This window comes from Yersinia similis (assembly GCF_001053095.1).
GTDB classification, from domain to species: domain Bacteria; phylum Pseudomonadota; class Gammaproteobacteria; order Enterobacterales; family Enterobacteriaceae; genus Yersinia; species Yersinia similis.
The window spans coordinates 16,104-28,907 of the sequence record NZ_CGBP01000030.1 but is presented as its reverse complement, the minus strand read 5'-3'; the positions used below and the strand labels follow the sequence as shown (position 1 = coordinate 28,907).

Here is a 12,804-nt window from a genome sequence, read left to right as displayed (position 1 = left end):
AAGCATTACTCACCTTGAAGGGCGTTTTAAATAACGTTATTTTTTCTTTACCGGGCGCTTCCATCCCTGAATATGAACCTGCTTGACCCGGCTGATGACTAACTCATTTTCGGCAATATCACGGGTGACCGTCGTACCCGCGCCAATAGTTGCACCTTTTGCGACAGTGACGGGGGCGACTAATTGAGTATCCGATCCGACAAAAACATTATCACCAATAATAGTTTTAAACTTATTAGCCCCATCATAGTTGCACGTTATAGTTCCCGCACCAATATTGACGCCAGCCCCAATTTCAGCATCACCTAGATAAGAGAGATGGCCTGCTTTAGAGCCTTTACCCAAACGTGCTTTTTTGATTTCAACAAAATTACCAACATGTGCACCTTCAGCTAATTCAGCGCCAGGGCGCAGACGAGCAAATGGCCCAACAGTACAATTGGCATCCAAGCGGGCATCTTCCAAAACGGTATATGGGCTTATTTCTGAGTCATCACCAATAACACAATTTTTGAGTACACAACCCGTACCAATTCGCACCCGGTCACCTAAAGTCACATGGCCTTCAATAATGACATTGGTATCGATAGTAATATCGCGGCCATGAGTTAATTCTCCGCGCAAATCAAAGCGGGTGGGATCCAATAACATCACACCCGCTAACAATAGTTTTTCGGCTTGTTCAGTCTGAAATACGCGCTCAAGAGCAGACAATTGTAGGCGATTATTCACCCCCTCCACTTCACTCAAGCGGGTAGGATGGACAGTAGCAATTTTCTTACCATCAGCATGCGCTAGCGCAATAATGTCAGTGATATAAAACTCACCTTGAGCATTATTATTATCCAACAGTGATAACCAGCGTTTTAAGTCACGCCCATTAGCGACAAGAATCCCCGTATTGATCTCGTTGATTTCCCGCTGTGCGTCGCTGGCATCTTTATGTTCAACGATCCCAACAACATTACCATTCTCACGAACGATACGACCATAACCGCTTGGGTTATCCAGTTTTACCGTCAACAAGCCAATCCCGCCTTGGGGCTTAGCGGACAGCAGACGTTGTAGCGTATCAACAGAGATCAACGGCACATCGCCATACAACATCAAAACATCTTCATCATCAGTAAAATGTGGGGCTGCTTGCTGCATCGCATGCCCGGTGCCCAGTTGCTCTGCCTGTAATACCCAATTCAAAGATGGATCAGCCAGGGTCTCCTTCAGTAACTCCCCCCCGTGGCCATAAACCAGATGAACATGTTGTGCACCTAGCTTCATAGCAGCATCAATAACATGCTGAACCATTGGCTTACCGGCCAATGGGTGTAACACCTTAGGAAGGTCGGAATACATACGTGTCCCCTTACCCGCGGCAAGGATGACTACACTCATTGAGCTGTTAGACATAAGCAACCTGATAACTCCAATTTAATAGACGGAAGTAAACCTGTTTACCGAAATAATTACTACATATTTCTCAACGAAAAACGTACACAATCCGCGTGGCTAAAGGGTTGTAGTGACTTGTCATATAAACAAAAAATGCGTAAAAAAGTGTCGGCGATCGACGACGTTTTTTGCTGTTTTCTTGTCAGAATGTATTCACATAATTAGGTTATTAACTACTTATTTTACGACAAGAAACAAGGCTTTTAAGAAAGAAATTTTATAACTCTGGCTTATGATTTGTTGAGGGTTTTAAAGAATTAAACATCATATATACCCTAGTTACTTCAAGATGCAGATAGGCAGCAACCGGGTAAATCCCAGGAACTTAGATAACTAAGTGACTGAGGTGAGCAAGGGCAGCTAACACTCCTTCATATTGAAGGGCGACGGGTATATGAGGGATAAAACAGTCAATGCCGGGTGGTATAAGCATTAAAAAAATGCCAGTCAATTTTCACCGACTGGCATTCTATCGTTATTATTTAATAACATTATACTTCATATGGTTTAAACGCCGCGGTTTAAAACCTTGTGATGTTCTATCTGATACCATTTAAGCAGTCACAGATAGATAAACAATACAAAATATAACGTTACATCGCCTTCTTGGTTAGCTCAATTACGCGTAGTTTCGCAATCGCCTTCGCCAATTCAGCGGATGCCTGAGCATAGTCGACATCGCCGTGGGAGTTATTAATATGGGCTTCTGCTTTACGCTTAGATTCCAGCGCTCTTGCTTCGTCCAGATCCAGCCCACGAATAGCTGTGTCAGCCAATACGATCACAACACTCGGTTGCACCTCAAGGATGCCGCCAGAAAGATAAATAAACTCTTCCTCACCGAACTGTTTAACGATACGTATCATGCCAGGCTTGATGGCAGTGAGCAGTGGGGCGTGCCCAGGGAAAATACCCAGTTCACCTTCACTACCCGTCACCTGAATCTTTTGTACCACGCCTGAGAACATTTTCTTCTCGGCGCTCACAACATCCAGATGGTAAGTCATTGCAGCCATGTCACCCTCCAGTCAACAGCGTTACAGTTTCTTGGCTTTTTCCACTGCTTCTTCAATGGTACCGACCATGTAGAACGCCTGTTCCGGCAAGTGGTCATAGTCGCCATTCATGATGCCTTTGAAACCACGAATGGTATCTTTCAGCGACACAAACTTACCCGGTGAACCGGTGAAGACTTCAGCCACAAAGAACGGTTGAGACAGGAAGCGCTGAATCTTACGCGCACGGGATACCACCAGTTTGTCATCTTCTGACAGCTCGTCCATACCCAAGATAGCGATGATATCTTTCAGCTCTTGGTAACGTTGCAGAATAGACTGCACGCCACGCGCTACATCGTAGTGCTCCTGACCAACAACCAACGGATCAAGCTGACGGCTGGTAGAGTCAAGTGGGTCAACCGCTGGGTAAATACCCAGAGAGGCGATTTGACGACTCAGAACAACGGTTGCATCCAAGTGAGCAAAGGTGGTTGCCGGTGATGGGTCAGTCAAGTCATCCGCAGGTACGTAAACGGCCTGAACAGAGGTGATTGACCCCGTCTTAGTGGAAGTAATACGTTCCTGCAACACACCCATCTCTTCAGCCAGTGTTGGCTGATAACCTACCGCTGATGGCATACGACCCAGTAATGCGGATACTTCCGTACCAGCCAGGGTATAACGATAGATATTATCGATGAACAGCAGTACGTCACGACCTTCATCACGGAATTTCTCCGCCATGGTCAGGCCGGTCAGTGCAACGCGCAGACGGTTACCTGGTGGCTCATTCATCTGGCCGTAGACCAAGGATACTTTGTCCAAAACGTTGGAGTCAGTCATTTCGTGGTAAAAGTCATTCCCCTCACGGGTACGCTCACCTACACCGGCAAATACAGAATAACCAGAGTGCTCGATCGCGATATTACGGATCAGCTCCATCATGTTTACTGTTTTACCTACACCCGCACCACCGAACAGACCGACTTTACCGCCCTTAGCAAACGGACAAATCAGGTCCATAACCTTGATACCGGTTTCTAACAGATCTTGTGAGCTGGCAAGCTCTTCATAAGAAGGCGCTTCGCGATGGATTGCCCAACGATCTTCTTCACCGATAGGACCTTTCATGTCGATTGGTTCACCCAATACGTTCATGATACGGCCAAGGGTCGCTTTACCAACCGGCACTTCGATCGGGTGTTCCAGGTTGATTACTTTCAACCCACGGCTCAGACCATCGGAAGAGCCCATTGCGATACAACGAACAACACCACCGCCCAGCTGTTGCTGAACTTCCAGCACTAACTTTTCAGTTGTGCCTTCTACCTCAAGGGCGTTGTACACTTTTGGTACAGCGTCTTGGGGGAATTCGACGTCCACTACGGCGCCGATTACCTGGATAATCTTTCCAGTAGCCATCTTGAATCCTCTACGTAATACGTTTACCCGCCATACTTCAAATTGCTGAGGCGTTGGCTGCCTTATCTCACTCCGATAGCTTACTTTATAAGCGCCAGAGGATTTACTCAGTTGCCGCCTTCCCGCAATCTGAACTATTTAGGGTAATAACCTGGTTAAACCGCGGAGGCTCCCCCGACGATCTCGGTGAGTTCCTGAGTGATGCTGGCCTGACGAGCCTTGTTATAAACTAACTGCAGCTCTTTGATCAGGCTACCGCCGTTATCGGTGGCGGCTTTCATCGCTACCATTCGCGCGGCCTGCTCGCTGGCCAGGTTTTCAACGACCCCCTGATAAACTTGTGATTCTACATAGCGCCGCAAGAGTGTATCCAGCAGGGCTTTAGGATCAGGTTCATACAGGTAATCCCAGGACTTCTTCTTCAGCTCGCCATCTTCCGCAGGCGGAAGAGGTAACAACTGCATGATCCGTGGTTCCTGAGACATTGTGTTGATAAACTTGTTATTGACGATATACAGCTTATCCAGACGACCTTCATCATAGGCTTGTAGCATGACTTTCACCGGCCCGATCAGCTCTGACAACGAAGGGTTATCCCCCATGCCAGTCACTTGAGCGACAATCTTGCCGCCTACGGAACCAAAGAAAGAGGCTGCTTTTGATCCGATCAGTGCTAAATCACATTCAACGCCTTTTTCAGACCAACCTTTCATCTCAGCCAACAGTCTTTTGAACAAGTTAATGTTCAAACCACCGCACAAGCCACGGTCTGTCGAAACCACCAGATACCCAACGCGCTTAACGTCACGTTCTTCCAGGTACGGATGTTTATATTCCAGATTACCTAACGCGAGGTGACCAATCACACTACGCATTGTTTCTGCATAAGGACGGCTGGCCGCCATGCGTTCCTGCGACTTACGCATTTTGGAGGCGGCGACCATCTCCATGGCTTTGGTGATCTTTTGCGTGTTTTGCACGCTGGCGATCTTGGAACGTATCTCTTTTGCGCCGGCCATTTCTGCTTCTCCTCATTACCAGACGGCCTGCTTTCCTAAAGAAAAGCAGGACCGCATAGCGTTACCAGGACTGGGTTGCCTTAAATGTATCGAGGATGCCTTTCAGCTTGGCCTCGATCTCATCGTTATACGCGCCAGTTTGGTTGATTTGTTGCAGAAGCTCAGCATGCTCACGGTCGGCAAATGCCAACAGTGCAGCTTCAAAGCTACCCACCTTCGCCAACTCGACATCACCCAGATAACCACGTTCAGCTGCGAACAGAACCAGAGACTGCTGTGCAACCGACATCGGCGCATATTGTTTCTGTTTCAGAAGTTCGGTCACTTTCTGACCATGGCTCAGCTGTTTACGTGTTGCATCATCCAAATCGGATGCGAACTGGGAGAACGCTGCAAGCTCACGATACTGTGCCAGAGCGGTACGAATACCACCGGACAGTTTTTTCATGATCTTGGTCTGCGCTGCACCACCCACACGGGATACGGAGATACCTGGGTTAACGGCAGGGCGAATACCGGCGTTAAACAGGCTGGATTCCAGGAAGATCTGACCATCGGTAATCGATATTACGTTGGTCGGAACGAACGCAGAAACGTCACCTGCCTGAGTTTCAATGATAGGTAATGCGGTTAAAGAACCTGTTTTACCTTTCACTTCACCCTTGGTAAAGGCCTCAACATACTCAGCGTTTACACGCGCAGCACGCTCCAACAAACGGGAGTGGAGGTAGAATACGTCGCCAGGATAGGCTTCACGACCTGGTGGACGACGAAGCAGCAAGGAGATTTGACGATATGCAACAGCCTGTTTAGACAGGTCATCATAAATAATCAGCGCATCTTCACCGCGATCACGGAAATATTCGCCCATAGCACAACCGGAGTAAGGTGCCAGATACTGTAATGCTGCAGATTCTGATGCAGTAGCGACAACCACAATGGTGTTAGCTAATGCGTCATGTTCTTCCAGCTTGCGCACTACGTTTGCAACAGTAGAAGCTTTCTGGCCGATAGCAACATACACACATTTGATGCCGGAATCGCGTTGGTTGATGATCGCATCAATCGCCAGTGCAGTTTTACCTGTCTGACGGTCACCGATGATCAATTCACGCTGACCACGACCTATTGGGATCATGGCATCGACGGATTTATAACCCGTCTGAACAGGCTCATCAACGGATTGACGTTCGATAACGCCAGGTGCGATAGCTTCAACAGCTGAGAAGCCGTCGTTTTCTATAGAACCTTTACCATCAATAGGTTCACCCAGAGTATTGACGACGCGACCCAACAAGCCACGACCGACAGGAACTTCCAGGATACGGCCAGTACATTTAACCTTCATGCCTTCGGCAAGATCGGCGTACGGCCCCATAACTACAGCACCTACGGAGTCGCGCTCCAAGTTCAGTGCGATTGCGTAACGGTTGCCTGGCAGTGCGATCATCTCACCCTGCATAACATCGGCCAGACCGTGTACACGAATGATCCCGTCACTAACGGAAACAATAGTACCTTCATTGTGAGCTTCGCTCACTACATTGAACTGAGCAATGCGCTGCTTGATCAGTTCGCTGATTTCGGTGGAATTCAGTTGCATATGCTCCAGTCCCCTTAAGACTGCAAGACGTCTGCCAGGCGTTCAAGACGACCGCGAACGCTGCCATCTATCACCATATCGCCTGCACGTATTACTACGCCGGCCATTACAGACTTATCAATTTTGCAATTCAGCTTAACTTTGCGTGACAGACGTTTTTCCATCGCAGCAGCAATTTTCGCTAGCTGTTCGTCGTTAAGTGCTCTCGCAGAGGACACTTCAACGTCGACGGTAGACTCCAATGAGGCACGCAGTTGAATAAACTGCTGTAACACCTCAGGAAGAACCAGTAAACGGCCATTCTCCGCCATAACTCGAATGAAGTTCTGTGCGGGCTCATCGAGCTGATCACCACAGACTGCAATAAACGTCGTCGACATTGTCTCTGGCGCTACAGCACCGGAAAGTAATTCAGCGATCTGTTCATTGCAAGTCACTTGGGCAGTAAACGCCAGCATATTCTGCCAACGCTCAACCGCCTGGTGCTCAACAGCAAAGTCAAAAGCTGCTTTGGCGTAGGGGCGAGCTACAGTTACAAATTCAGACATCAGCCCCTCCCTCCTTACAGTTCAGCGACCAGTTTATCAACGATGTCGCTGTTAGCAGCTTCATCCACGGAACGTTCGATGATCTTCTCGGCGCCAGCTATAGCCAACATCGCGACTTGCTTACGCAACTCTTCACGAGCGCGCTTACGTTCGGCGTCGATCTCTGCCTGCGCTTGCGCCACGATTTTGTTACGTTCCTGTTCAGCTTCTGCTTTAGCTTCATCAAGGATCTGAGCTTTGCGTTTATTTGCTTGCTCAATGATCACCTGTGCCTCTGCTTTGGCTTTCTTCAGTTGGTCGGTCGCATTGGCTTGCGCTAAGTCCAAATCTTTTTTGGCACGCTCTGCAGAAGAGAGACCGTCAGCAATTTCTTGTTGACGCTTCTCGATGGCAGCCATAATTGGCGGCCATACATACTTCATACAAAATATGACAAACAGGACAAACGCGATGGCCTGGCCGAGGATTGTTGCGTTAAGATTCACAGCACAATGCCTCTTTAAAAGTTAATAGTTTGGTGTAGTTTCACCGTAGAGAAAACTCTACTTACGCGACAGCAAACATCACGTACAGACCCAGACCAACAGCGATCATAGGGATGGCGTCAACCAGACCCATGACGATAAAGAACTGTGTACGCAGCAGAGGAATCAGGTCAGGCTGACGTGCAGCGCCTTCCAAAAATTTACCACCCAGGATGCCGATACCGATCGCAGCACCGATTGCCGCTAAACCCATCATCACAGCGGCAGCCATGTACAGCAGATCCATATTCAGGTTTTCCATGACAGTCTCCAGTTTATTTCAGTTAAAACGCAGTAGTGTTATAAGAAAATCAGTGCTCTTCGGATGCCATCGAGAGATAGACAATCGTCAGAACCATGAAGATAAAGGCTTGTAACGTAATGATCAGTATGTGGAATATAGCCCAAGGTACACTGAGCATCCACTGTGACCACCACGGCAACAGACCCGCAATCAGGATGAAGATCAACTCACCCGCATACATGTTACCGAACAGTCGCAGACCCAGTGAAAGCGGTTTGGACAGCAGGCTGACACCTTCCAGAATTAAGTTTACTGGAATGAATATCGGGTGATTGAACGGCTGCATAGTTAATTCTTTTGTGAAGCCGCCTACACCTTTCATTTTAATGCTATAGAAAATAATCAGGATGAAAACACCCAATGCCATAGACAACGTAATGCTCACGTCAGCTGTAGGTACCACACGCAGTGCTGGTAACCCAAAGACATGTTCACCGATGTAAGGCAGTAAATCGATTGGCAGTAAATCCATCATGTTCATTAATAAAACCCAAACAAATACTGTCAGGGCTAATGGTGCGATGACTTTACTTTTGCCGTGATACATATCCCGCACACTGTTATCGACAAAACCGATAATTAACTCTACAGCAGTCTGCAATTTACCGGGTACGCCACTGGTGGCGCTTGCAGCAACTTTGCGGAACACAAGCAGAAAAGCTAACCCCAGCACGACAGAGAAGAACAAAGAGTCAATGTTCAACGTCCAGAACGTTGCAGGGCCAGTTGAGTGGGGATTGACCAACTCAAAGGTACGCAGGTCCAACTGAAGGTGATTCAGGTGGTGACCTATGTAGTCCCTTGGAGTAGAGATTTCTCCTGATGCAGACATGATGCCTCTTACCCTTGTTGTAGTTAAATACGATAACTGTTAAGTACGGTGACCGTTAATCACGGCTGGTGCTAAAATCTGCACAATCAGCACCGATAAATAGGTTAAACCAAGTGGGACAAATGCGGCTTTAAACAGCCCTAACGCCACAATCAGTAAAGCTATCGTAAGGATAACTTTTAACCCTTCGCCAATGGCAAACGACCACGCAACACGACCCGGAGCTGCTGTTTTTGCCTGATGGCGGCAAGCAAACAACATAAACATGGCACTAGGTAACCAGGCTGCCAACCCCCCTGCCAGAGCTGAAACACTCCATTCCAGGCTTTTAAAGCCAAAAACTGCGCTGAGAACAACAAAAGTCATTAACTGCAAAAACAGTAACTTTCGTGCAATTTTCCCACTGTAAAGGGATACAGGCATGACGTTTGTTCTCTCCGAACCACACCAGGGTATGCTGAGTGAGGTATGAAACTGCCTTTCTCCCATTGAGTCAAGCAGCGAAAAACGAGCAAATTATACGGGCCACTCAAACGAATTCAATCGATAAGTAGCGAAAAGGTGAACAATTATTTAAATTTTATTCTTTAGGCTTATTTTCACAAGAAAAGCCTCGGAATAAAGCTCTCATTTAATTGTCTTACTATTCCAAGAATAGTCATAGAAACGTGAATTTCATCACATAAATAAAAAGAAAACGAGTTATAACCTATAAAGCCTTGCTTTGTCTTTAACGAAAAGAGCCTTTAAAATATTTTATAAATCATAATGTTAAATTAAAACTCTTTCTAAAACAACTTATCTACTTAGTGAAAACTTACCATTGACATTTCAGATAATAATTTAATAACAATCAAGAGACATAAAAAGAGTGATAGCCAACAAAAGTAATTACTAAAGTGACTATTTAGCTGCTTACGATATTGTTATGCTCACTTTTACCTCTTTTTTTGTAAAAAAAGGTGAAATATAATTTTCCTAAACAACAGTGGGCAAATAAAGATCTCCCCATGCTGGAAACAATGAACTTAATAATTTTACTAACGACTACTAATAATTTGTTGCCTTTTTTTGATAAAAAGCAAAGTTAGTTTGACTTAAGAATAATCAAATGCCGCTCTCCATCCAATTCGGGAACGTCCAGTTTTATCACCGACTCAAGAACAATTTCTTCGGGTAGAACCGCTAACTCATCATCAGGCCGAACCCCTTTAAGCGCATAAAAACGCCCTTCAGGCTTAGCTGGCAAGTGGTGACACCACGAGAGCATATCTTGTAAAGATGCAAATGCACGGCTTATCACACCATCAAATGGCGGTTCTGAGGTAAACGCCTCAACTCTGCTCTGAACTGGCTCTATGTTATTTAACCCCAGCTCGTGTTGCACCTGACGTAGAAAGCGAACTCGCTTACCCAGGCTATCCAACAAAGTAAAATGCGCATCAGGGCGCACGATAGCCAAAGGAATACCAGGAAGGCCTGGCCCAGTTCCGACATCGATAAATCGGCTGCCTTGCAGATGCGGATTAACCACAATACTATCAAGGATATGCCGCACTAACATTTGCTGCGGATCACGAACAGATGTCAGGTTATAAGCTTTATTCCACTTGTCTAACAGCTCTACATAGCCAATCAACTGATGTTTTTGCTGATCGGGTAACGTAATGCCAGCAACGGTAAGCAAATAGTCTAATTTTTTTAACACAAGGGTATCCTCTGACCAGAAAATGCCCAGTCAGCATATAAATGGGTCAATAGGCAAAATGATAATCCAGCATGGTCATGGATTGAATATGTTTGCTGTGCTTGCCTGACCATAAAATTCAGAATGCAGGCAAACGTTTAATCGTCACGCACTGCGGCGCAACAAACCTTGTTTTTTCAGCCAGACCAGTAAGATAGATATTGCCGCGGGGGTAATACCTGAAATTCGGGATGCCTGACCAATTGAACTTGGTTTATGGTCATTCAATTTGGCAATGACTTCATTCGACAAACCTGAGACTTGCTGATAATCGAGATCAACTGGCAATAAGGTATTTTCGTTGCGTAGTTGTTTTTCGATCTCTTCCTGCTGACGAGTAATATACCCTTCATATTTGACTTGAATTTCAACTTGATCAGCAGATTGTGGATCTGTCAACGCTGGACCAAATGATGTCAAAGAAGTCAACAAACGATAGTCTATTTCAGGCCGACGCAGTAGCTCTTCTCCGTTGGCTTCTTTGGACAAAGGCGCTTTCAACAGCGCATTGATCTCTGAAACATTCTCAGAATGCGGATGCACCCAGATATCACGCAGCCGTTGGCGCTCTTTTTCAATTTGTTCAACTTTTTGACTGAAATGTGCCCACCGGATGTCATCCACTAATCCCAATTTACGGCCTGTTTCGGTCAGGCGTAGATCAGCGTTATCTTCGCGCAGCATCAAACGATATTCAGCTCTGGAGGTAAACATGCGGTACGGTTCTTTAGTGCCGAGTGTGCTTAAATCATCCACCAGCACGCCAAGGTAAGCTTCATCACGCCGAGGTGACCATCCGTCCTCCTCGTTGGCAAAACGGCCCGCATTAAGCCCTGCAAGCAGCCCTTGGGCCGCAGCTTCCTCGTAGCCCGTTGTGCCATTGATTTGTCCCGCAAAGAACAAGCCCTGAATATATTTGCTTTCCAGAGTCGGTTTCAAATCACGGGGATCAAAAAAATCATATTCGATAGCATAGCCGGGACGAATAATACGTGCATTTTCCAGCCCTTTCATCGAGCGGACAATTTGCATCTGTACATCGAAAGGCAAACTGGTAGAAATACCGTTCGGGTAGATCTCGTTACTGGTTAACCCCTCTGGTTCGAGGAAGATCTGATGTGAATTACGATCAGCAAAGCGCATGACTTTATCTTCGATCGATGGGCAGTAACGTGGGCCGATCCCTTCGATGATCCCTGCGTACATTGGACTGCGATCCAGATTATTGCGGATCACATCATGCGTTTTTTCATTGGTGTAGGTGATATGACAAGCCATTTGTTCAGGATGTTGCTCAGCATTTCCCAGGAAAGAGAATACTGGAATTGGCGTATCACCTAACTGAGGTGTTAATTGGCTAAAGTCAATAGTTCGCGCATCGATACGTGGTGGGGTACCCGTTTTAAGGCGATTTACCCGCAAAGGTAGTTCACGTAAGCGTTGTGATAGTGAGATCGAAGGGGGATCTCCGGCACGGCCACCACTGTAATTTTCTAGCCCAATATGTATTTTACCATCGAGGAATGTACCAACGGTTAGCACCACCGCTTTGGCACGGAATTTCAGGCCCATTTGTGTGACAGCGCCAACGACACGATCATTTTCAACAATGAGATCTTCAACAGGTTGCTGGAAGATCATCAAGTTAGGTTGATTTTCTAATGCTGTACGTACCGCTAGCCGATACAGAACACGGTCAGCTTGAGCGCGGGTTGCTCTTACCGCTGGCCCTTTGCTGGCGTTTAGTATCCTAAACTGGATCCCTGCAAGGTCTGTTGCCTTCGCCATCAGGCCACCCAGAGCATCAATTTCTTTGACCAAGTGCCCCTTACCGATACCGCCGATCGCTGGATTACAAGACATTTGTCCCAGTGTATCGATATTGTGCGTCAGCAATAAGGTCTGACGTCCCATGCGTGCTGCGGCCATTGCAGCTTCGGTGCCTGCATGGCCACCACCGATGATGATGACGTCAAATTGATCTGGATAAAACATGGTACTGCACCTCGCCGTTATGCGAATTTCTGTGTTTGCCCTGGGGTGGGGGATTCTACTCAAGTTTAGACGATCGACCAAGTGGCTTAGGATCGCCCTTAATTAAAAGAAGATCTTTTTATTTAAAGATCTCTTTATTAGATCTCTTATTAGGATCACGATCCTCTGTGGATAAGTGATTATTCACATGAAAGATCATGTAATTAAGGAGGATCGTTTGCTGTGAATGACCAGTGATCCTATTGCGTATAAGCTGGGATCTAAATGGCATGTTATACACAGGCACTTGTCTGCATCAAGGTTGTTATGTGGATATCTACTGGTTTTACCCTGCTTTTAAGCATAGTTATACACATTCGTTCG

The 12,804-nt window shown here is 46.5% G+C and carries 12 protein-coding genes; all 12 read right to left on the bottom strand.

The features are described 5' to 3' along the window. Positions 1 to 36: 36 nt before the first annotated feature. Positions 37 to 1,407 carry a bifunctional UDP-N-acetylglucosamine diphosphorylase/glucosamine-1-phosphate N-acetyltransferase GlmU gene (gene glmU / locus AC971_RS17680; protein ID WP_025381972.1) on the bottom strand — a complete coding sequence of 457 codons (1,371 nt, stop codon included), beginning with the start codon at positions 1,405 to 1,407 and terminating at the stop codon, positions 37 to 39. Between the two features lie 635 nt (positions 1,408 to 2,042). Beyond that, positions 2,043 to 2,465: a F0F1 ATP synthase subunit epsilon gene (locus AC971_RS17675; RefSeq protein ID WP_002215546.1), complete on the bottom strand. Its 423-nt coding sequence runs from the start codon at positions 2,463 to 2,465 to the stop codon at positions 2,043 to 2,045. 21 nt (positions 2,466 to 2,486) lie between these two features. Further along, complete coding sequence (atpD, locus tag AC971_RS17670; RefSeq protein ID WP_038402078.1) at positions 2,487 to 3,869, bottom strand: F0F1 ATP synthase subunit beta; 1,383 nt, start codon at positions 3,867 to 3,869, stop codon at positions 2,487 to 2,489. Positions 3,870 to 4,024: 155 nt separating this feature from the next. Further along, positions 4,025 to 4,888, bottom strand: a complete 864-nt coding sequence (gene atpG / locus AC971_RS17665; protein ID WP_002220756.1) for a F0F1 ATP synthase subunit gamma — start codon at positions 4,886 to 4,888, stop codon at positions 4,025 to 4,027. 61 nt (positions 4,889 to 4,949) lie between these two features. Then, the gene (atpA, locus tag AC971_RS17660) at positions 4,950 to 6,491 is read right to left on the bottom strand and encodes a F0F1 ATP synthase subunit alpha (protein WP_002220758.1); all 1,542 of its coding nucleotides are present in this window, start codon (positions 6,489 to 6,491) and stop codon (positions 4,950 to 4,952) included. A gap of 14 nt (positions 6,492 to 6,505) precedes the next feature. Next, entirely contained in the window at positions 6,506 to 7,039 is a 534-nt protein-coding gene (gene atpH / locus AC971_RS17655; protein WP_025381974.1) for a F0F1 ATP synthase subunit delta, read from the bottom strand. Between the two features lie 14 nt (positions 7,040 to 7,053). Then, on the bottom strand, positions 7,054 to 7,524 hold the full coding sequence (gene atpF / locus AC971_RS17650; protein ID WP_025381975.1) for a F0F1 ATP synthase subunit B: 471 nt from the start codon (positions 7,522 to 7,524) through the stop codon (positions 7,054 to 7,056). Positions 7,525 to 7,585: 61 nt separating this feature from the next. Beyond that, entirely contained in the window at positions 7,586 to 7,825 is a 240-nt protein-coding gene (gene atpE, locus AC971_RS17645) for a F0F1 ATP synthase subunit C (protein ID WP_000429386.1), read from the bottom strand. Positions 7,826 to 7,874: 49 nt separating this feature from the next. After that, on the bottom strand, positions 7,875 to 8,699 hold the full coding sequence (atpB, locus tag AC971_RS17640; protein ID WP_002228150.1) for a F0F1 ATP synthase subunit A: 825 nt from the start codon (positions 8,697 to 8,699) through the stop codon (positions 7,875 to 7,877). Between the two features lie 39 nt (positions 8,700 to 8,738). Beyond that, a complete protein-coding gene (atpI, locus tag AC971_RS17635) occupies positions 8,739 to 9,122 on the bottom strand; it encodes a F0F1 ATP synthase subunit I (RefSeq protein ID WP_025381976.1) in 384 nt (127 codons plus the stop codon). Positions 9,123 to 9,786: 664 nt separating this feature from the next. Next, positions 9,787 to 10,407, bottom strand: a complete 621-nt coding sequence (gene rsmG, locus AC971_RS17630; protein WP_025381977.1) for a 16S rRNA (guanine(527)-N(7))-methyltransferase RsmG — start codon at positions 10,405 to 10,407, stop codon at positions 9,787 to 9,789. A 144-nt stretch (positions 10,408 to 10,551) separates the two neighbouring features. Continuing rightward, positions 10,552 to 12,441, bottom strand: coding sequence for a tRNA uridine-5-carboxymethylaminomethyl(34) synthesis enzyme MnmG (gene mnmG, locus AC971_RS17625; protein WP_025381978.1), 1,890 nt, complete (start codon positions 12,439 to 12,441; stop codon positions 10,552 to 10,554). Positions 12,442 to 12,804: the final 363 nt, after the last annotated feature.

Bases quoted from the DNA above. Each gene is read 5' to 3' on its own strand.
- glmU (WP_025381972.1), bottom strand. From the start codon at position 1,407: ATGTCTAACAGCTCAATGAGTGTAGTCATCCTTGCCGCGGGTAAGGGG.
- AC971_RS17675 (WP_002215546.1), bottom strand. From the start codon at position 2,465: ATGGCTGCAATGACTTACCATCTGGATGTTGTGAGCGCCGAGAAGAAA.
- atpD (WP_038402078.1), bottom strand. From the start codon at position 3,869: ATGGCTACTGGAAAGATTATCCAGGTAATCGGCGCCGTAGTGGACGTC.
- atpG (WP_002220756.1), bottom strand. From the start codon at position 4,888: ATGGCCGGCGCAAAAGAGATACGTTCCAAGATCGCCAGCGTGCAAAAC.
- atpA (WP_002220758.1), bottom strand. From the start codon at position 6,491: ATGCAACTGAATTCCACCGAAATCAGCGAACTGATCAAGCAGCGCATT.
- atpH (WP_025381974.1), bottom strand. From the start codon at position 7,039: ATGTCTGAATTTGTAACTGTAGCTCGCCCCTACGCCAAAGCAGCTTTT.
- atpE (WP_000429386.1), bottom strand. From the start codon at position 7,825: ATGGAAAACCTGAATATGGATCTGCTGTACATGGCTGCCGCTGTGATG.
- atpB (WP_002228150.1), bottom strand. From the start codon at position 8,699: ATGTCTGCATCAGGAGAAATCTCTACTCCAAGGGACTACATAGGTCAC.
- atpI (WP_025381976.1), bottom strand. From the start codon at position 9,122: ATGCCTGTATCCCTTTACAGTGGGAAAATTGCACGAAAGTTACTGTTT.
- mnmG (WP_025381978.1), bottom strand. From the start codon at position 12,441: ATGTTTTATCCAGATCAATTTGACGTCATCATCATCGGTGGTGGCCAT.